The 17,340-nt window shown below is 65.6% G+C and carries 21 protein-coding genes and 1 pseudogene; 16 read left to right on the top strand and 6 right to left on the bottom strand.

The features are described from left to right. Nucleotides 1-68 precede the first annotated feature (68 nt). Nucleotides 69-1,052: an esterase/lipase family protein gene (locus tag IV454_RS18980; protein WP_206087346.1), complete on the top strand. Its 984-nt coding sequence runs from the start codon at nucleotides 69-71 to the stop codon at nucleotides 1,050-1,052. 119 nt (nucleotides 1,053-1,171) lie between these two features. Here the strand turns inward: IV454_RS18980 and IV454_RS18975 are convergent, their stop codons facing one another. Beyond that, nucleotides 1,172-2,215, bottom strand: coding sequence for a porin (locus IV454_RS18975; RefSeq protein ID WP_206087345.1), 1,044 nt, complete (start codon nucleotides 2,213-2,215; stop codon nucleotides 1,172-1,174). Between the two features lie 219 nt (nucleotides 2,216-2,434). Next, complete coding sequence (locus IV454_RS18970; protein WP_206087344.1) at nucleotides 2,435-2,902, bottom strand: cache domain-containing protein; 468 nt, start codon at nucleotides 2,900-2,902, stop codon at nucleotides 2,435-2,437. Nucleotides 2,903-3,423: 521 nt separating this feature from the next. Between IV454_RS18970 and IV454_RS18965 the strand changes: the two genes are divergently transcribed. From IV454_RS18965 to IV454_RS32905, 3 genes and pseudogenes are all read left to right on the top strand, one after another. Beyond that, nucleotides 3,424-3,660, top strand: coding sequence for a hypothetical protein (locus tag IV454_RS18965; RefSeq protein ID WP_206087343.1), 237 nt, complete (start codon nucleotides 3,424-3,426; stop codon nucleotides 3,658-3,660). 284 nt (nucleotides 3,661-3,944) lie between these two features. Further along, a pseudogene (locus IV454_RS33565) lies at nucleotides 3,945-4,094 on the top strand (RNA polymerase sigma factor); the annotation flags it as partial. Nucleotides 4,095-4,129: 35 nt separating this feature from the next. Further along, nucleotides 4,130-4,318, top strand: a complete 189-nt coding sequence (locus IV454_RS32905; RefSeq protein ID WP_229521708.1) for a hypothetical protein — start codon at nucleotides 4,130-4,132, stop codon at nucleotides 4,316-4,318. Here IV454_RS32905 and IV454_RS18955 read toward each other — a convergent pair. Both IV454_RS18955 and IV454_RS18950 read right to left on the bottom strand, forming a co-directional pair. Then, on the bottom strand, nucleotides 4,315-4,863 hold the full coding sequence (locus IV454_RS18955; protein ID WP_206087341.1) for an RNA polymerase sigma factor: 549 nt from the start codon (nucleotides 4,861-4,863) through the stop codon (nucleotides 4,315-4,317). The genes IV454_RS32905 and IV454_RS18955 overlap by 4 nt on opposite strands. A 204-nt stretch (nucleotides 4,864-5,067) precedes the next feature. Next, complete coding sequence (locus IV454_RS18950; protein ID WP_206087340.1) at nucleotides 5,068-5,604, bottom strand: RNA polymerase sigma factor; 537 nt, start codon at nucleotides 5,602-5,604, stop codon at nucleotides 5,068-5,070. Between the two features lie 294 nt (nucleotides 5,605-5,898). Between IV454_RS18950 and IV454_RS18945 the strand changes: the two genes are divergently transcribed. From IV454_RS18945 to IV454_RS18900, 10 genes are all read left to right on the top strand, one after another. Next, nucleotides 5,899-6,879: an FHA domain-containing protein gene (locus IV454_RS18945; RefSeq protein WP_206087339.1), complete on the top strand. Its 981-nt coding sequence runs from the start codon at nucleotides 5,899-5,901 to the stop codon at nucleotides 6,877-6,879. Then, entirely contained in the window at nucleotides 6,873-8,240 is a 1,368-nt protein-coding gene (locus IV454_RS18940) for a FliI/YscN family ATPase (protein WP_206092734.1), read from the top strand. The genes IV454_RS18945 and IV454_RS18940 overlap by 7 nt, the downstream gene beginning before the upstream one ends. Continuing rightward, on the top strand, nucleotides 8,237-8,716 hold the full coding sequence (locus IV454_RS18935) for a hypothetical protein (protein WP_206087338.1): 480 nt from the start codon (nucleotides 8,237-8,239) through the stop codon (nucleotides 8,714-8,716). The genes IV454_RS18940 and IV454_RS18935 overlap by 4 nt, the downstream gene beginning before the upstream one ends. Beyond that, nucleotides 8,706-9,308 carry a hypothetical protein gene (locus IV454_RS18930; RefSeq protein WP_206087337.1) on the top strand — a complete coding sequence of 201 codons (603 nt, stop codon included), beginning with the start codon at nucleotides 8,706-8,708 and terminating at the stop codon, nucleotides 9,306-9,308. Before IV454_RS18935 ends, IV454_RS18930 begins: the two co-directional genes overlap by 11 nt. Before the next feature lie 68 nt (nucleotides 9,309-9,376). Further along, a complete protein-coding gene (gene sctQ, locus IV454_RS18925; protein WP_206087336.1) occupies nucleotides 9,377-10,405 on the top strand; it encodes a type III secretion system cytoplasmic ring protein SctQ in 1,029 nt (342 codons plus the stop codon). Further along, a complete protein-coding gene (gene sctR / locus IV454_RS18920; RefSeq protein WP_206087335.1) occupies nucleotides 10,402-11,061 on the top strand; it encodes a type III secretion system export apparatus subunit SctR in 660 nt (219 codons plus the stop codon). The genes sctQ and sctR overlap by 4 nt, the downstream gene beginning before the upstream one ends. 22 nt (nucleotides 11,062-11,083) lie before the next feature. Beyond that, complete coding sequence (gene sctS / locus IV454_RS18915; protein ID WP_206087334.1) at nucleotides 11,084-11,347, top strand: type III secretion system export apparatus subunit SctS; 264 nt, start codon at nucleotides 11,084-11,086, stop codon at nucleotides 11,345-11,347. A 1-nt stretch (nucleotide 11,348) separates the two neighbouring features. Next, nucleotides 11,349-12,143 carry a type III secretion system export apparatus subunit SctT gene (gene sctT, locus IV454_RS18910; protein WP_206087333.1) on the top strand — a complete coding sequence of 265 codons (795 nt, stop codon included), beginning with the start codon at nucleotides 11,349-11,351 and terminating at the stop codon, nucleotides 12,141-12,143. Continuing rightward, nucleotides 12,140-13,246 (top strand): type III secretion system export apparatus subunit SctU, encoded by a 1,107-nt coding sequence (gene sctU, locus IV454_RS18905; protein ID WP_206087332.1) that lies wholly within the window; start codon nucleotides 12,140-12,142, stop codon nucleotides 13,244-13,246. Before sctT ends, sctU begins: the two co-directional genes overlap by 4 nt. Further along, nucleotides 13,236-13,673 carry a hypothetical protein gene (locus tag IV454_RS18900; protein ID WP_206087331.1) on the top strand — a complete coding sequence of 146 codons (438 nt, stop codon included), beginning with the start codon at nucleotides 13,236-13,238 and terminating at the stop codon, nucleotides 13,671-13,673. The genes sctU and IV454_RS18900 overlap by 11 nt, the downstream gene beginning before the upstream one ends. Nucleotides 13,674-14,046: 373 nt before the next feature. Here IV454_RS18900 and IV454_RS18895 read toward each other — a convergent pair whose 3' ends face one another. Continuing rightward, the gene (locus tag IV454_RS18895) at nucleotides 14,047-15,129 is read right to left on the bottom strand and encodes an Rpn family recombination-promoting nuclease/putative transposase (RefSeq protein ID WP_206087330.1); all 1,083 of its coding nucleotides are present in this window, start codon (nucleotides 15,127-15,129) and stop codon (nucleotides 14,047-14,049) included. Between the two features lie 160 nt (nucleotides 15,130-15,289). Further along, complete coding sequence (locus IV454_RS18890; protein WP_206087329.1) at nucleotides 15,290-16,384, bottom strand: type IV pilus twitching motility protein PilT; 1,095 nt, start codon at nucleotides 16,382-16,384, stop codon at nucleotides 15,290-15,292. Between the two features lie 234 nt (nucleotides 16,385-16,618). Here IV454_RS18890 and IV454_RS18885 point away from each other — a divergent pair, with 234 nt between their 5' ends. Next, nucleotides 16,619-16,792 carry a hypothetical protein gene (locus IV454_RS18885; RefSeq protein WP_206087328.1) on the top strand — a complete coding sequence of 58 codons (174 nt, stop codon included), beginning with the start codon at nucleotides 16,619-16,621 and terminating at the stop codon, nucleotides 16,790-16,792. A 70-nt stretch (nucleotides 16,793-16,862) separates the two neighbouring features. Beyond that, nucleotides 16,863-17,045 carry a hypothetical protein gene (locus IV454_RS18880; RefSeq protein ID WP_206087327.1) on the top strand — a complete coding sequence of 61 codons (183 nt, stop codon included), beginning with the start codon at nucleotides 16,863-16,865 and terminating at the stop codon, nucleotides 17,043-17,045. Nucleotides 17,046-17,340 lie beyond the last annotated feature (295 nt).

Below are 17,340 nucleotides of genomic sequence, written 5' to 3'. Positions count from 1 at the left end.
CATTGGCCCTGCCGACGGCGCGATCGGCTACACTCGGAAGTACACGCATACTTACCATGGAATAACAAATGACGAAAATTCCCGCAGCTGCCGTGGCCCTGGCCACCCTCGGGCTCATGACGGGTTGCGCCACGCCGCCACCGGCCGAGCCGGCGCTGCTGACCATCGACGGCTCGCGCCTGCCGCCGGCCAACGTCAGCATGGTCATAGCTGGCCTGAGCCAGTGCACCGACAGCGGCGACCACACCCTGAAACTGAACGCCCAGGAGCCGGTCACCGTGCTGGTGCATGGTTGTTTCAGCTCGGCCGGGCGCTACCGTGGCATGGCCCAGGTGCTGGCCTTTCACGGCCAGCAGACCGCGTGTTTCACTTACAACGACCGCGACAGCCTGAGTGCCAGCGCCGGCCAGCTCGACACGGCGCTCACCGCCTTGGCCCGGAACATGGACAACAAGCACATCACCGTGCTGGGCCACAGCCAGGGTGCCCTGATCGCGCGCAAGGCGATGTCCGTCAGCCATCCCGATGCCATCGACGGCAAGGATGTCCAACTGCGCCTGGTGACGGTATCGGGACCGTTCGGCGGCATCGCGGCGGCGCGCCATTGCGGCAGTCCGCTCTGGAAGACGCTCTCGCTCGGACTGGTCGGACCGATCTGCCAGATTGTCACGGGCGATAAATGGTCGGAAATCACCGCCACGTCGCCCTTCATCCGCGCGCCGGGCGCGCTCGATCCGAGGGTGACGGACTTTCTCAAGATCATGACCGATGAAAGCGGCAGTTGCCGGCGCATGAGCAACGGCGCCTGCGTCGAATCGGATGCGATTTTTTCCCTGGCGGAGCAACGCAACCCGGCCGTGGACAGCGACCCGCTGGTCAGCATCGTGGAAGTCAAGGCGGGCCATGTGGAAATCGTGGGCAACAATCGCACCGGGCCGGTCAAGCTGATCGCCGTGTTGCAGGAACGCGGGGTGATCAAACCGACCCAGCCCGACCGGATGGAAAAATTCGGCCAGTTGCTGACCCGCTTGTTCGGAGAAGCGAGCCGATGAGGCGCGCGGCGGCACGCCGACGCAAGCGGTGCAGCGGGCCGCCGCAGCGCGGCCTGGATAACGATGTCCCGGCGCCCGATGCGTCGCCAGGTACGTGCCGATGCCGATGGAAATCCGCGCTAGAAACTGTGGCGCATGCCGAGATTAAAAGCCTTATTCCCGCTACCGGCCTCGGTGGCATTGCCAACGGTGTAAAAACCGGTGGCGCCGGCGAGCACATCGTTATGGATGCGCGCATAGGCAATATACACGTCGGTACGCTTCGAGATGAAATAGTTATAAGCCGCACCCAACTGTCTGGCGTTACGGTCGGTCGGGCTGCGGTCGTGCTTAAAGACCGCTGAAGCCCTGATATTTCCCGCGCCTACAGGAAGCGTCACTCCGAGAATCGTATCGCGCGATTTCGCGGCCGGATTCGGGTCGATCCTGGTATTCACATTCACGGTGCCCTTATTCGAGGCGACACCGAGGGAGAGTTTGACTACGCGAAAGTCATAGACCCCGCCCAGCATGGTCGTTTTTCCCGTTGTCATAGGGGCCGGGCCCACGGGAATGCTATTGACGTTGGCATAGCCCAGCCGCAGGCTCAGCGGACCCCGTACATAGCCCAGCGCCGCGCCGAGCTGCCTTCCCACCCTTGAACTGCCCGGGACTTCGCCCAGTCCATAGGCGAGCTCGCCATTGAAGCCGTTCACCGGCGCGGACGCATACTTGATCGTGTTATTCATCCGGATCCCCGCGTTGGACATCAGATTGGCGGCGGAACCGGCCGTGCTGAATGCTTGAAAGGGATCAACCGCCGACAGGGAAAGAAACAGGGGGGTATATTGACGGCCGAGGGTCAGGGCGCCAGCCGGACTGCTCAAGCCGACAAAGGCTTGGCGGCCGAACAAAACGCCGCCCTGGGCACTGGTACCAGTGTCGAGATTGATGCCCATTTCAAGGGCAAATATTGCCGCCACACCCCTACCCAGATCTTCCGTGCCGCGAAAGCCGAGCCGCGATCCACCTTCCACACCGCCCACCATCTTGGTAACGCTGCCCGCAGGGCCACCGGATTCCGCGACGATGCCGGCGTCAGCCACGCCATACACAGTGACACTGCTTTGCGCCATGGCGACGTTGCAAACAATTGCGCACACGGCGAATACATATCGGTTCATGGGTAATTCCTTACAAATAAGTTGAATATTTGGCGGGGCCGGGTTCCCATTGCGGGCGCCCCGTCAAGGCATGTCCTGCGTGGACGCCACGGTGGCGCGGAACAATGACCTGACGAGCTGGGTGATCTGCTTATCCGGCCGCTACCGGCCGGCCAACCATCCGGATAGAAATCCGCCGCGCCATTGAATCGGCACCGCTGCCGGCATTGCCTGGCGCGGCTATTTATAGATGCCGCTGGCGACAAGAACGTCACCGGATTTTTCAAGATAGGTGGATTTCCGATCAACCTTGTGCGTCATCGGGTTAGGCCAGCTGTAATCGACCCAGCCCTTCCCTTTGCCATTGGCCAAGGCGATAAGATTCTTGACCATGGCATTGCCATCGGCGTCTTTCAGTTCGAGCACATTCTTGCCGATGATCTTGGAATTAGCGCCGTTCGCCAGCTCCAGGCCATTCATGTCGATGACGAAAATATACAGGTCGCGGTCCCGGAACGTGCCGGCCGGATTGCTGAATTCGGCAAACGCCTTATCCTTGCCATTCGCTTCGAGATAAGCCACCGCTTTCTTGACAAGCACCGTCGCTTCTTCAGCAGTGCCGTGCTCGCCAGCTAAAACTGAACTGTGCAAGCCCAATGCGAGCAGCACAACGCTTGCAGTGCGCACGATGATGTTTTTAATAATCATGATTTCTCCACGATGTTTCGGATCAAAACAAGGGCCGGATTCATCCCCCTGGGCGCCGCACGATCAAGGTCTGCGACGATACATATTGAAACTATTAACATCATCGATACCCGCAATCTTGATCGGATTCGCTAAGATGCATGCCGAAATTGATGAGCAGATACTGGACGACGACATGGCCAGTCTTACATTTATCCCCAAAAATTGCGACATCTATGAAGTTCACTGTTGTTTTTTTTGGGCGCTGATCTGGAAGAGCGCGTGGCACCGCGACAGGCAAGGTAGTTCGTCATTTTTTGCTCGCACGGTCCGATAAACCGCGATTCGAAATAAATATGATGAGACTACCAATATTGAATAAAATTAATGAACGGACATTACTATTCATCTAAAAAGTAAGGATGGATTTTCACAGAATGTTTACGCGTAATAATATTATCCTGGCCGTGAATGCGATGAGACGCACCGTGCCTTCAGGAGGCACCGTTGCGCCCGCGCCGCAATGACACGGCGGTCTGAACGTGACCGGCCGGTTCGGCTTCGCCGCCCGCCACAACAGCGTCAAGCCAAGCACAAGTCGATCAACAACGCTGGCCGATGCCGACCTTCTGCTCGGCGACGATCCCTTGCCGGCAGGCCCCATCAGCGATACGCAAACCGGCGCGAAACCCTCGCGCGCGAAGTCTTCTTCACGTATGCGGCGGGGGCATTCCAGTGCTGTTAAAGTGCACCCGGCACGCTTGCCAGATGGCGAGTGACTGGTCGCGAGCGCGCGCGGCGCCCCCGGGAAAAAGACGTGCGGGTAAATGATGAATACCGGCGCGTTTTCCGGCATCGATGGGAAGCGATCCCACCACCCGCCGCCGGCGTATGCGGCGCGGGTGTCCGGCGGCCCGCAAACGCAGGCGCCGGGTCGCATGACGTCGTAACGCAACTGTGCCGCATTACGCCTGGCCACGCAAACGATGTCATGGTCCCGACCGTTTCCCTATCCAAGGGTGATTGAAGGCAGTGTCATACAAGACGTTTTATGTGAATCGACATGTGGGCATCGGGCAGCGCCACCGACAACGACGCCGGGCATGCCGGCCTGGCGCATCTGTTCAAGCAGTACCGCCCTGTGCTGGTCGGCTTCGTCACGCGCTATACCGGCTGCCATGAAGACGCGGAAGATGTGGTGCAGGCGGCGTTCGTGCGGGCGCGAGCGGCGCAACGCCGCGCCGCACCGTGCCCGCATCGCTGTTCGGCACGGCACTGCTGCTGGCGCGCGACGGCATGCGGCAGCACGCATCCGAGCCGGGCGCAGGACAGCAAGCCTGCTATCTGGGCGTCCCGCTGGCCACCGTACCGGCCTGCATGGCGCAGGTGGGCGACCTGGCGCGGCGGCTGATGGCCGCACAGGAGTGGATCGGCTAGGCGCTGGCGCCGAACTGTTCGCGCACGGCGGCGCGTACCCGCGAGACGCGCGAACGCACGGTGCCCACCGGGACCGCCAGATAGTCGGCCGCTTCCTCGTAGGTGATGTCGCGGCTGACCACGACGTCGAAGGTCTCGCGTATTTTCGGCGGAAAGCTGCGCAGCAGCGCGTCCACCCTGGAGCTGATCTGGCGCGATTCGCACAGCTCGGCCGGATTGGCGCGCTGGTCCTTGATCTGCTCGAAGTATCCCTCCTTCACCGCCTCGTACAGGTCGGCGCTGTTGCGGCGCACCTGATTGCGCGCCAGGTTCAGCGCGATGCCGAACAGCCAGGTCGACGGCTTCGACAGGCCGGCAAACCGGTCGGCGCAGCGCATGGCTTCGATGAAGGTATTTTGCACCACGTCCTCGGCGTCTTCCAGGCTGCGCGTGTAGCGTTGCACGAAACGCAGCAAGTGCTGGCGGTGTTCGATGAACAGGCGCTGGACGTCGACGGCCGGTTGGGCGGGCGACGTCGCGGCGCAGGAAACAGGCGCGGACATCATGACAATTTCTCCATGGCGTAAAAGGGCGTAGCGAAAGTTTAATATTTGGAATTTTAAATTCTTATTTAACAATGTATCAGGAAAAACACTACGATCGGCACTTTGGCCCGCATCTTCCTGGGATTTTGAAAATCGTTGAGAAGTTCGGCGCCCGCCCCTGCGAAAAATGATGCGCGGCAACAACGATTTGCTAAAAAGAATGCTTCATGCCGCGCTGCCGAACTGCTGGCGCACGGCGGCGCGCACCCGCGACACGCGCGAGCGCACCGTGCCCACCGGGATCGCCAGATAGTCGGCCGCCTGCTCGTAGGTGGCGTCGCCGTTGACCACCACGTCGAAGGTTTCACGGATCTTCGGCGGCAGGCTGCGCAGCAGCGAATCGATCTGGCGCGTGATCTGGCGCGAGGCGTAGCGGTCGGCCGGATTGGCGAACTGGTCGGCGATCTGTTCCATGAACCCCTCCTCCACCGGCTCGTACAGATCGGCGCTGTTGCGCCGCACCTGGTTGCGCGCCAGGTTCAGCGCGATGCCGAACAGCCAGGTCGACGGCTTCGACAGGCCGGAAAAGCGGTCGGCGCAGCGCATCGCTTCGATGAAGGTGTTTTGCACCACGTCCTCGGCGTCTTCCAGGCTGCGCGTGTAGCGCTGGACGAAGCGCACCAGGTGCTGGCGGTGCGCCAGGAACAGGCGCTGGACATCGATGGCGGCGGCTGCGGGGCTGGCGGTGTATTCGATCGTCATGATGCGGTCTTTCGTGAATGGCTCGATTGAGGTGGGCAATGCGTTCCGGCGTGGGCCGGGGTCGCAACCATGGACGCCACGATAGCAGCGCAAACGCGTGTTGTTGCCGAACCATGAGCATTCGTGAGACTTTGAAAAACGTTGAGGAAATCCCAGGCCGGCACCGTGGCGGCAAAGGAACCGCAGGGCCGCCGGCGCCCACAACGCGAGCCGGGTAGCGGCGCCAGGCATGGCCGGAACCAAATCGCGGCAACGGGTACTCACCCGTATCGAACCAGTCACAGAGACCACACCATGCTTGAACTGCGCATCCTCAACGGCCTTCACCGGGGCGCCACCTTGCCGCTCGATGGACAGGCCATCAACATCGGCAGCGGCGACGAGGCCGATGTCGTCATGGCCGACCACGGCATCGAGGCCGACCACGCGCTGCTCGCGCCGCACGGCGATGCCTGGCTGCTCACGCCCAGCGGCGGCGCCATCCACGCCGCGGATCGTAGCGACGCTTGCGAACTGGTCGAGCTGCGCGCCGGCGACTGCGCGCGCGTGGGCGACATCTGGCTGAGCATTTGCTGGCCGGATTCGCCGTGGGAGGCGCCACCGCCGCTGCCCGATCCGGAACCGCACTTCGATGCGCGCGAGGCCGCGCCGGAAGAATCCGCCGCCACGCCGGCAGCGCCGCCGCGGGAAGCACCAAAGGCGCACCGCCGCTGGCGCCGGCGCGGGATTGGAGCGCTGCTGGCCACGGTCGCGGCGATGCTGGCCGCCACCGCCTATGCGCTGACCACGCGCGCGCCGCTTGCGCCAGCGACTGCGCCACCGGCCGCGCTCCCCGCCGTGAGGATGGACGCGGCCGCGCCCGGCAAGACGGCAGCGGCGCCAGCGGACGCCGGCCAGCCGGCCCTGGCCGCGCTGTTTCGCAAGCGCCTGGCCGACGCCGAACTGCTGAACCGCTTCGACCTCGCGCTGGGCGAGCGCGCCTGGAGCATGCAGGCCCACCTCGACGACGAAGAGACGGCGCGCTTCGAACGCATCCTCAACAGTTTCATCAAGGAGCACCACATCACCTTCCCGGTCAGCGCCAGGGCGGTGACGGCCGAAGCGATGTTGCCGTTCCGCATCGGCCAGGTGATTTCGGGCGCCAACGCCAGCGTGGTGACCCAGGATGGCGCCCGCCTGTACGTGGGCGACGACTACCGCGGCGTGCGCCTGGTGGCGATCCAGCCCGGCCGCGCCAGCTTCTTCGGTAAACGCAAGATCGAGGTGATCTGGTGAGCCGCGACGACGCGCTGGCGCGCCGCCTGGCGCAGCTCGCCGCCCAAGCGCCCAGCTGGCTCGCAGGCCTGCCGCCCGCCCCGGGATTGCAGCGCTTCGGCCGCGTGGCGCAAGTCCTGGGCACCTTGATCGAAGCGCACATGCCGCCGGCGCGGATCGGCGAACTATGCCATTTGCATAGCCCCGGCGCGCAGCCCATGCTGGCCGAGGTGATCGGCTTTTCCGAGCAAGCCACCTTGCTGTCGGGACTGAGTTCGCTGGAGGGCGTCTCGCGCAGCACGCTCATCGAGCCGCTCGGCCGCGTGCACACCATCGACAGCGGCGAGCACCTGTTCGGCAGCGTGCTGGACGGCTTCGGCCGGGTGCTGTTCCGTTCCCCGCACGCACCGCCCCTGCGCCCGGGCGGCTGGCGCGAAACGGTGCCGGTGGTGCGCGAGGCGCCCGCCGCGGTCGACCGGCCGCGCATCGCCAGCGCCCTGCCGACCGGCGTGCGCGCCATCGACGGCTTGCTCACCTTGGGGCGCGGCCAGCGGGTCGGCGTGTTCGCCGGGCCAGGCTGCGGCAAGACCACCTTGATGGCGGCGGTGGCGCGCGGCTGCCAGGCCGACGCCATCGTGTTCGGCCTGATCGGCGAACGTGGCCGCGAACTCAACGAATTCCTCGAGCACGAGCTGGACCCCGAACTGGTGGCCAAGACCATCATCGTCTGCGCCACCTCGGACCGTACCTCGATGGAGCGCGCGCGCGCCGCGTTCACCGCCACCGCCATCGCCGAGGGCTTCCGCGCGCGCGGCAAGCAAGTGCTGCTGCTGATCGATTCGCTGACCCGCTTCGCGCGCGCCCAGCGCGAAATCGGCCTGGCCGCGGGCGAGCCGCCGGCGCGCGGCGGCTTCACGCCGTCGGTCTACACCATGCTACCGCGCCTGGTGGAGCGGGCCGGCGCCACCGCCGAGGGCGCCATCACGGCCATGTACACCGTGCTGGTCGACGGCGAATCGGCATCCGATCCGATCGGCGATGAAGCCAAGTCGCTGCTGGACGGCCATATCCTGCTCAGTAAAAAACTGGCGGAACAGGGCCACTACCCCGCCATCGACATCCTCGCCAGCATCAGCCGCACGATGGGCAACGTGACCGACGGCGCGCACCGCAAGGCGGCCTTGCGCTTTCGCGCGCTGCAATCGCGCTACCAGGAAATGGAATTGCTGATCCGGCTGGGCGAGTACCGCAGCGGCGGCGATCCGCTGGCCGACCAGGCAGTGGCGCTGCGCGAGGCCCAGCTCGACTTTCTGCGCCAGGACACCAGCGGCCAGAGCCCGTATGCGCAGACCCTCGAACGCCTCGCGGCGCTGGCGGCGTGAACCCGCGCCGCGGCCACCGGCGCGAACCGGTGGAGGTGGCCGAAGCGCGCGTTCCCGACCGCACCATCGAGCGCTTGCTCGGCGTGCGCAAGCAGCGCCTGGAGCGGCTCGAACGCGAGCGGCTCCAGGCGCGCGAGCACTGGCGCCAGCGGCGCGGCGCGCAGCGCCTGGCCAAGCTGGCATGGCGCGAGGCGCGCCACAGCGCGGCCGCTCACTGGCAGCGGGCGCGCCAGCAATTCTTTGCGATGGAAACCGATAGCCGCCAGTTCCGCGCCGCCCAGGGCGGCTACGAACGCATGAAGCGCGCCACCGGCCAGCGCCTGCTGGCATGGCGCGAGAGCGCCGGCGCGAGCCGCGCGGCCGGCGCCGCCTTTTTCGTCGCCCACCGCCATCTGCGCGAGGTCCGGCGCCAGCTGGAAAAACTCGATATCCTGCGCGCGCACATCAAGGCGATGGAGCGCCGCCATGACGATTGAGGTACGCACCGGCGCGCCCGCCACGGCCGGCAACGACGATCGGCCGCCACCGGTACGCCGTCCGGCGCCGCCGCGCTATGTTCCCTGCCCGGCCGCCAAAGCGCCGCCGCAAGCGAGCTCCGCCCCGCCGGCCCCGGCGCGGGCCAGGATGCGCGCGACCCAGGCGGCGCGCCAGGGCGAGCCGCGCCGCGAGCCTTGCGCCAACGCCCAGGCCGATGCCGGGCCGCGCGCCGCGGGCTGTGACGTCCAGGCGCCAGCGCCCGAGCGCCCCCACGGCAACGACGATGACGCCGGCGCGGGCGCGGGCGCCGCCGGGGCGACCGGCGTCGGCGGCGCGGCCGGCGCACCCAGCGAGGATGGCGGCGTGCAAGCCGCGCTGCTCGGACTGCACGAGCAGCAGGGCATCTTCGAGCTGCTGCTCCCTGGCGGCCAGTCGCTCGGGGTGGTGGTGCAAGCGACGGCGGGCGGCGTGCACTTCCTGCTCAGCGCCGGCGGCGGCGCGCTCGAGCAGCACCTGCGTCAAAACAAAATGGAACTGGAACGGCGTTTACAGCAACGTATGCGCAAGGATGTGCGGATCGCCGTGTTGTAGCGACCCGCCCTCATCCGCCATGCGGGCGCCGCCACCGCGGCGCCGCGGGCCTACCCGGATTCATGACCATGCCGAGCTCCCCGATCGTCCCCTTTGCGGCCACGCACGCCGTGCGGCCGCTGGCCGTGGCCAGCATCGGCCGCGCGCAGGCCACGCTGGCGCTGCGGATCGGCCAGGGCTGCCAGGCGGCGCTCCCGGCACTGGCCCCGGACGCCGTGCTCACCGTGCAGGCCGCCGATGAGCCGGCGCCGGCCTGGCCAGATCCGCTGTCCGTGCAGGGCAGCTTCGGCCGCATCGAGCTGGCGCGCGGCGCGCGGCTGCTGCGCGCCCTTACCGGGATCGACCTGGGCGAGCACCAGCACGGACCGCATTGGGAATGGCTGGAGGGCGCCGTGTGCGCGCGCCTGGCCGCCACGCCGCTGGCCGGCGCCGACCGCCTGGCGCCCGCCACAACGGCGCACGCCGCCACGCCCCTGCTCACCTTGCGCCTGACCTTGCGCGGCGCCGGCCACCTGGTCGCCACCCACGCCCGCGCCAGCGCCGCCGACTGGCTGCGCCTGCTGGCCGGCCCGCGCTGGCTGCGCCTGCAAACCCCGTTCGACGCCCATGCCGGCCTGACCTTGCACCTGCCCTTGCAACTGGCCCGCCACCGCCTTCCGTACGCCATGCTGGCCAGCCTGGGTCCGGGCGACGTGCTGCTGCCCGAGCGCAGCGCCTTCGATTGCGGCGGCCAGGGCCACGTCAGCCTGGGCAGCCTGCGCGCCAGCGTGCGCTACCAGGCGCCCGGCACCTTGATCATCTTAGCTTTGGAGAACCGCATGGACCCCTCTCACGAACCCGCCGGCCACACGGACCAGGAAGCGCAGCGGGAAGCGGCGCTGGACCAGTTGCCCGCCACCCTGGATATCGAACTGGGCCAGCTCACCATCACCCTGGGTGCGCTGCGCAGCCTGGCCGTGGGCAGCACCTTGCTGCTGCCCGGGGCCGATCCGGCCGCGCTGGACATCCGCTGCGCCGGACAACTGCTGGGCCGCGCCGAAGCGGTCGACATCGACGGCCGCCTGGGCGTGCGCATCACCGAGTGGAGCGCGGCATGATGAGCGGCCAGTACGACGTGGTCTCGTTCGCGATCCTGCTCGGGATGATGTCGCTGATCCCGCTGATCGTGGTCGTCACCACCTCGTTCCTGAAAATTTCACTGGTGCTGCTGGTGCTGCGCAACGCCATCGGCGTGCAGCAGGTTCCGCCGACCTTGGCCATCTATGGCATTGCGCTGTCGATGAGCATCTTCATCATGGCACCGACGGCGCAGCAGATCGGCGAGCGCGCGCTGGCCATCGAGGCGCGCGGAGGCGCGGGCCATGGCGGCCAGTTGCTGACCCAGGCGCGCGAAGCGGTCGAACCGCTGCGCACCTTCATGCTCCGGTTCAGCCAGCCGGAGCCGCGCGAGCTGTTCCTGGAATCGGCCAGGAAGCTGTGGCCCAAGGACATGGCGCAAGCCGCCACATCGAGCGACCTGCTGGTGCTGGTGCCGGCCTTCGTGGTGTCGGAACTGCAGACCGGCTACCAGATCGGCTTCCTGATCTATATTCCCTTCGTCGTCATCGACCTGCTGGTATCGAACCTGCTGATGGCGCTGGGCATGCAGCAGGTCAGTCCGCAGACCATCACGATTCCGCTCAAGCTGCTGCTGTTCGCCATGGTCGGCGGTTGGGCCAAGCTGCTCAACGCCCTGGCCATGTCCTATCTTTGATCTCCTGTTTCCGAGGCGCGCCATGGGCGACACACTCCAATTCTTCCAGCAAGGCCTGTGGCTGGCGATCGTCATCTCGGCGCCGCCGCTGCTGATCGCCACCCTGTTCGGCGTGCTCGTCTCGCTGGTGCAGGCGGTCACCCAGGTGCAGGACCAGACCCTGCCCTATGTGGTCAAGCTGCTGTCGGTGGCGCTCACGGTCGCCGTGCTGGGGCGCTGGTTCGGCTCCGAGATCATGCAACTGGCCGAGCGCGCCTTCGTGCTGATCCCCACCATCGGGCGCTAGCATGGATGCCTCGCTGCTGATCGACCTGCAAACCTTCCTGACTGCCATGGCGCTGACGGTGCCGCGCAGCGCCGTGTGCCTGGCGATCCTGCCGGGCTTCAGCACGCGCACCCTGCAGGGCATGATGCGCAATGCGGTGGCCTTCGCCATCGCGCTGCCGGCGCTGGTGCCGGCCTTCCTGTCGCTGCAGCATGCCACCCCGGGCCTGCTGGTGGCCGCCACCCTGGCGTTCAAGGAAGCCGGCATCGGCCTGCTGCTCGGGGTACTGATGGCGATCCCGGTGTGGGTGGCGCAGTCGATCGGCTCGATCCTGGACGCCCAGCGCTCGCCGATCCAGATCCAGTCCAACAACGCCTCGCTCGACCAGGACGCCAGCGCGCTGGGCGCCATGCTGCTGCAGGCGACGGTGGTGATGATGGTCGAAGCCGGCCTGTTCCTGGCACTGGTGCGCATCCTGATCGAGAGCTACGGCCTGTGGCCGGCGCTGAGCCTGGCGCCGCCGTTCGAGCCTGGCCACCTGGACCTGCTGATCCGCCGTTTCGGCGAATTCTTCTGGCACATCGCGGTGTATGGCGGTCCGGTGATCATCCCGCTGCTGATGATCGACTTCGGCTTCGCCATCATCGGCATCTTTGCCGGCAACCTGCAGGTCTCGTTCATGTCGGCCCCGCTCAAGAGCCTGGCCGGGCTGTTCATCCTGCTGGTGTACTGGCCCATTTTTTCGCATTACGTGGCGGGCGACTTCGCCCACATGCTCGACTTCATTCCACAGATGCTGGACTACGGCAGACCATGAGCGACGAAAAAAACCACCAACCCACCGACAAGAAGGTGGACGACGCCCGCGACAAGGGGCAGATCGCGATGAGCCGCGACCTGGCGCGGGTGGCCATGCTGATCGCCGTGTCGGAACTGGCGCTGGCCACCGAACCGCAGTGGCACGCGGCGCTCGACGCCCTGTTCGCGCTGGCGCTGCGCCAGATCGGCCAGCCGTTCCAGCACGCCATGCCGCTCATGCTGACCGCCGCCGGCAACATGCTGCTCGGCGTGTTCGCCGTGCTCTTCGTCGTGTGCATGGTGGTGGCCTTTGCCGCCCACTGGGGCCAGTTCGGCGTGCTGATCGCGCCCGCATCGCTGACACCGACGCTCGACAAGGTCAACCCTGTCAACGGCGTCAAACAACTGTTCGCCAAGAAGAAGCTGGGCGAATTGCTGATGGCGCTGATCAAGGCCGGCACCTTGGGCCTGATGATCTGGTGTATGGTGCGCAAGCAGCTGCCATCGGTCCTGCAGATGGCCAACGGCGAACCGAAGGATGTGTATGTCGGCTTCATCGCGCTGCTGCGCATGGTGCTCCATCCGGTGGTCGGCGTGTGCCTGGTGCTGGGGCTGATCGACTTCGCGCTGCAAAAATACTTCCACATCGCCTCGCTGAAGATGGACATGGAAGAGATCAAGCGCGAATACAAGGAGTCCGAAGGGGACGCGCAGCTCAAGCACACGCGCAAGGGACTGGCGCTGCAGTGGGCCGCGGAATCGCCGCCGGCCCGGACCGCCGGCGCCAACGCGGTGGTGGTCAACCCGACCCACTTTGCGGTGGCGCTGTTCTACGACCCTGCGCAGACACCAGCGCCGCTGCTGCTGGCCAAGGGCAGGGACGAGGTGGCCCAGGCCATGATCCGCACGGCGCGCGAGCGCGCCATCCCGGTGATCCGCCACGTCTGGCTGGCGCGCACCCTGTACGCCACCGGTCAGGCTGACCAGTACGTGCCCAGGGCCAGCTACGAATCGGTGGCCCAGGTGTATGCGGTGGTGCAGGAACTGCTGGAACAAAACGATACCGGCCGCGAGGTCGAGCTGGAAAGCCGCGGCGAAGCGCCGCCCTCGCATGCGTCGTGACTCCGTCCTGCCGGCGCCGGCGCCGCAGTGCGCAGCGGCCGGGGCGCCGGAACTGGTGATCGCGCCGGCGCCCGCCGCAGCGCCCTTGGCGCAGGAAACGCTGGAGGCGCTGCCGGCGCCGCAAGCCACGCCTGGCGCCGACGTCATCTCCGGCGAGCGCCGTGGCGGCCGGAAAAACGATGGGAGAAACGCCGACAACGTGGTTGGTGGCGGCGAGGACCGCATGCGCCACCTGGCGATGGCGCCTGGCGGCCCAGCGCCGCCGCTGCGCACCGGCAGCGCCGGGCGCGAACACGCCATCACGCCGGTGCGTGCGCTCAGCCGCATCGAATGCATGCGCCGCTGCGGCAGCGACGGCTTTTGCGATCCGTCCAGCGCCAGCGGTTGCGGCGGCGAATACTGCCTGGCCGGCCGCGACCTGGTGTAGGCGGGCGCGCCAGCCCGGAGATGTCGCCAGTGGATATCTGGCTGGGAATTCAGGAGAAGCGATCCGCCCGTCAAGCGGGTGCCGGTTTGGCCATGTCTTGCAGCGTGGCTGGACTGTGCAAGACGACGCCACTACGCCTGCGCGTGCTTGTGAACGTGCCGGGGACAGGAGGTTCGCAAGATACGGAGCGAGAATGCGCCGCAATGATGAGGATGGGTCGGCGTGGATATCGCGAGGCAGGGAGCACATGCGCGCCACGCGTATTGCTCGTCAACGTACAAGCAAAGGCCGGCAGCGGCAGGCTCTGGAGTGAGAAACCGTCATCAGGGGTCTCACGGCGCGAGCGCCGACCTCTACTCACGACATATCCGGGCTACGTGGATGTCGCGCCCTCGTCGAACACTGCCTGCAGGCTGGGCGCGTCGAGGCTGCGCTCGAACCATTGTTCGAGCTCTGCCTGAGTGGCTTGGGCGATGCGCCGCGTTGCCAGCGCCGGCAACTCGCCGAAGCGGTTGCACAACAGGCTGCCCAGTACCCGGCGGAATGCAATGACTTGCCCTTCCGCCTTGCCTTCCGCCTTGCCTTCCGCTTTGCCTTCCGCTTTGCCTTCTGCCTTGCCTTTCGTCACGCCTTTCGCCATGCCTTCCGCCTTGCCTTTCGCCATGCCTTCGGCGCTGCCCTTTTGAAAGCCGATTTCCTCCAACTGTTCGGCCCAAGTTGCAAGTTTTGCTCCCATGTCAGCATCCTCCTCAACACTGTCAAACGTGAACAATTCCCGTTTGCCGGTTGCACGCGCCAGCAAACCGTTTACCCACACCTGAACCGAGCGCCGCAGGTTGGCCTGATGGCTTCCCTTGAACCATGTCGCCAGCGCCGGCAGGACGTTTGTTAAGACATCGGGGATGAGTGAAAGTTCAAGCCGGAACAGCAGCGCCAGCAAGCTGGCATTCGCTTCCAGCGCCGTCCTGTCGAGGCGCTGCTGGTCGATCAGCATGTAGCGCTGGGATGGCTGGAACCTTGCCAGCTCGGCGGGCGCTTCCATGACGAGTCCGGCCAGCTCCATGCTGGCGCTCCAGTGCGGCGAGCCGTTGTAGAACACCAGCGGCAGCACCGGCGGCAACAGCAAGCCCGGCGACAATGCGTGGCCCTTGACCAGGTCCTGGTACAGCAAGCCGATATAGGTCTGCATGCGCAAGGCCATCCAGCGGTCAACGCCGGACTGGCATTCCAGCAGAATGTACACGTAAAGAAACGCGTCGCCCAGCTGCACGCGCCAGACGATGTCATCCTGACGGGCCGACAAGCGCTCGCTGACATACGCCGGGTTGATCCGCTCGAATGCCGACAGCGCAACCTCATCGAGCAGCTTGAAGGAAGTAAAACCCGTGATCAGTTCGCGCACCAGTTCCGGGTGGGCGAACAGCGAGCGGTATCCGAGGTCGTGAGGGATGGACATGGCGCATTGTAGCGAGCACCCCTGCCCGGCCTTTGCGCTGGCTCAGGCGTGTGCGGCGGCGCTTTGGCGGCTTTCCTGCATCTGTTTTCCGCAAAAATCCCCCCTTCACGCCGGAATGCCCGCGGCGCGACCGCCAATCTTGACCGATGAAATCGTCGGGCTAGCGCTTGTTGCTCAGCATTTCATGCAACTCCAGCCGGTTGTAGGCCGAACGCATCGCATCCTTGGCGCCGATCATTTTCTTGCCAACCAGCTGAGCCAGCACGTCGTTCAGGCTGCGCGACATATTATCTTCCTTGCGCTTGAGGAAATCGGCGATCAGGTGCATCTTGGACGGATCGCTGATCAGCGGCGCCACCTGCTGATTGTGGTTGAAGATCATCTCGCTGGCCAGCACGAAGCTGCGGCCATCCTCGCTCGGCAGCAGGTTCTGGTAAATCACGCCGACCAGCGAGTTGGCCAGCGCGGCGGCGCGCTGCGCCTGCTGCTCGGCCGGAAAATAGCCCAGCAGCTTGCTGATCGCGCCCAGCGCGCTGTTGGTGTGCATGGTGGCCAGCACCAGATGGCCAGATTCGCCCGCGTGCAGCACGGTGTCGGCGGTGTCAAAGTCGCGGATCTCGCCGACCATCAGCACGTCCGGCTTTTGCCGCATCGCTTCGCGCAGGCCGCTCGAAAAGCTGGCCGTGTCGGTTGGCACCTCCTTTTGCGAAATGATCGACTGGTCGCGCTGCAGGTAGTACTCGATCGGTTCCTCGATCGTCACGATGTGGGCGCTGCGGGTACGGTTGATATGGTCGAGCAGCGCGGCCATGGTGGTGGTCTTGCCGGACCCGGTCGGGCCGGTGACCAGGATGACGCCCTTGGTCGCTTCCAGCATGGTGCGCACATAGGCCGGCAGCCCGGTCTTCTCGATCGTGATCGGCTCCATCGGCAGGCGCCGGATCGCGATGCCGATCGCGCGCCCGCCCGACATGCGGTACAGGTTGCAGCGCAGCCGGCAATTGGTCAGCACGAAGGAGCGGTCGATGGCGGCAGTGAGGATCTTGTCTTCCCAATCCTCGTCGATGGCGGCCAGCAGCGGCGTCATTTCCGCCAGGGTCACGCCCTGCTCGCCCGCCGCGTTCCAGCCGCGCGGTGTCTTGATCATGATGCGCGCATCCTGCTCGATGTGGATGTCGGAGAACACTTCGCCCTGGTTGACCAGTGCAATCAGCTCGGACAGCAAGTCGCGTTCCGCCAAAAATTCATCGCTCATATGTATCCCAAAGAATGGCGCCCCAGCGGCGCCTGCCTCTTGCCCTGTGGCGCATGCAGTTCAAATCATACTTGGCCCGCGCCGTCGATTCCTCAACAAAGCTCAGCGCGGCGCGGCGACGAAAAAAATGCGGCGGCGACGGAACCGATGCACGCCGCGCGACTACTCATGTTGGACCGCCGAGGCTGTGGATGGCCGCGGCGGCGAACTCAATCAATTTTAAAGGAAAATACGATGAACAATCATATCCAGCCATACCAACGCCCATATACTTCTTCAGCTTCGGATACCTCGCAGTCCCTGGCAATGATTAAGGACGGGCAACGGGCCAACATGGAACTGACGAAGGCCGAGATGGAGGCGGCGATCCAGAAGAAGGGCAACACCGCCGCGGTGAACGCCATCTAAGCAAGGCCGAAGGCCGCGCTTGGTTGCGGCCTTCGGCATTTCCGATCCGCGGTAAATACAGGAGGCAGCAATGACGTATCTGAACAACCGCGCGCAGCAGTTATCGGCGCCGGCCGGGCCCAACCAGGCCGAGTGGCCCGCCGCTCCCGCCGGCGACGCCGACCTGATCCGCTGGGCGGCGGCGCAGGGCCAGGCCCTGTCCAAGCTGCAAATTTTCAGCACCATGGCCAAGCAGGTCAACGAACAGCAGTAATCCCGGCGCCGCCAGCAGGCGGCGCCCATTTCCGGCCCTGTCGCGTTCGCGGTTCGCAGGGCGTCAATACGCAGCATTCTCAAGCAATCCCCCCTGGCCCGGTGCCGGACTCTCGCCAGCGGTCATGCAAACCTGTCACCAAGCAACATCAAGCCACCCGGCGGAGCGCCACATTTCTTTCGACCACAGAAACCGGCGCGGAAAAATCAGTATCATCGGGCAGGGGCAACGGATCGTTGCGACACGCTCCATGCCGACGCCGTTTGATCTTGGCGATGCGCTGCGGAAGGGGTAG

Source organism: Massilia antarctica (assembly GCF_015689335.1).
Lineage (GTDB): Bacteria > Pseudomonadota > Gammaproteobacteria > Burkholderiales > Burkholderiaceae_D > Telluria_A > Telluria_A antarctica.
This window is presented reverse-complemented; position numbering and strand designations above follow the sequence as displayed.

What these genes read in the sequence shown, in the direction of transcription:
- IV454_RS18970 (WP_206087344.1), bottom strand. Translation starts at nt 2,902, where the DNA reads ATGATTATTAAAAACATCATCGTGCGCACTGCAAGCGTTGTGCTGCTC.
- IV454_RS18900 (WP_206087331.1), top strand. Translation starts at nt 13,236, where the DNA reads ATGCGTCGTGACTCCGTCCTGCCGGCGCCGGCGCCGCAGTGCGCAGCG.
- IV454_RS18885 (WP_206087328.1), top strand. Translation starts at nt 16,619, where the DNA reads ATGAACAATCATATCCAGCCATACCAACGCCCATATACTTCTTCAGCT.
- sctU (WP_206087332.1), top strand. Translation starts at nt 12,140, where the DNA reads ATGAGCGACGAAAAAAACCACCAACCCACCGACAAGAAGGTGGACGAC.
- IV454_RS18945 (WP_206087339.1), top strand. Translation starts at nt 5,899, where the DNA reads ATGCTTGAACTGCGCATCCTCAACGGCCTTCACCGGGGCGCCACCTTG.
- IV454_RS18890 (WP_206087329.1), bottom strand. Translation starts at nt 16,384, where the DNA reads ATGAGCGATGAATTTTTGGCGGAACGCGACTTGCTGTCCGAGCTGATT.
- sctQ (WP_206087336.1), top strand. Translation starts at nt 9,377, where the DNA reads ATGCCGAGCTCCCCGATCGTCCCCTTTGCGGCCACGCACGCCGTGCGG.
- IV454_RS18950 (WP_206087340.1), bottom strand. Translation starts at nt 5,604, where the DNA reads ATGACGATCGAATACACCGCCAGCCCCGCAGCCGCCGCCATCGATGTC.
- IV454_RS18975 (WP_206087345.1), bottom strand. Translation starts at nt 2,215, where the DNA reads ATGAACCGATATGTATTCGCCGTGTGCGCAATTGTTTGCAACGTCGCC.
- IV454_RS18955 (WP_206087341.1), bottom strand. Translation starts at nt 4,863, where the DNA reads ATGATGTCCGCGCCTGTTTCCTGCGCCGCGACGTCGCCCGCCCAACCG.
- IV454_RS18880 (WP_206087327.1), top strand. Translation starts at nt 16,863, where the DNA reads ATGACGTATCTGAACAACCGCGCGCAGCAGTTATCGGCGCCGGCCGGG.
- sctT (WP_206087333.1), top strand. Translation starts at nt 11,349, where the DNA reads ATGGATGCCTCGCTGCTGATCGACCTGCAAACCTTCCTGACTGCCATG.
- sctR (WP_206087335.1), top strand. Translation starts at nt 10,402, where the DNA reads ATGATGAGCGGCCAGTACGACGTGGTCTCGTTCGCGATCCTGCTCGGG.
- IV454_RS18895 (WP_206087330.1), bottom strand. Translation starts at nt 15,129, where the DNA reads ATGTCCATCCCTCACGACCTCGGATACCGCTCGCTGTTCGCCCACCCG.
- IV454_RS18980 (WP_206087346.1), top strand. Translation starts at nt 69, where the DNA reads ATGACGAAAATTCCCGCAGCTGCCGTGGCCCTGGCCACCCTCGGGCTC.
- IV454_RS18930 (WP_206087337.1), top strand. Translation starts at nt 8,706, where the DNA reads ATGACGATTGAGGTACGCACCGGCGCGCCCGCCACGGCCGGCAACGAC.
- sctS (WP_206087334.1), top strand. Translation starts at nt 11,084, where the DNA reads ATGGGCGACACACTCCAATTCTTCCAGCAAGGCCTGTGGCTGGCGATC.